Annotated in this window: 1 pseudogene; it reads left to right on the top strand. The window is 71.4% G+C overall.

Annotated features, from left to right (window positions below):
• Nucleotides 1–128 (top strand): annotated as a pseudogene (locus JHD73_RS28925) (LysR family transcriptional regulator); the annotation flags it as partial.
• Nucleotides 129–252 lie beyond the last annotated feature (124 nt).

Raw genomic sequence — 252 nt, forward strand, 5'->3', positions numbered from 1 at the left:
GTGCGGCTGACCGCCTGGCTGTGTCGCAGCCGGCACTGTCGTACCAGATGCGGCAACTGGAGCAATGGCTGGGCGTACCCCTGTTCGAGCGCTCGGGGCGCAAGCTCGTGCTCACGCGGGCCGGTGCCTGTCTCTTATACACATCTCCGAGCCCACGAGACATGGCGCCTGATCGCGTATGCCGTCTTCTGCTTGAAAAGGGGGGGGGGGGGGGGGGGGGGGGGGGGGGGGGGGGGGGGGGGGGGGGGGGGG

The organism is Ralstonia sp. ASV6, assembly GCF_016429285.1.
In the GTDB taxonomy this organism is placed as follows: Bacteria; Pseudomonadota; Gammaproteobacteria; order Burkholderiales; family Burkholderiaceae; genus Ralstonia; species Ralstonia flaminis.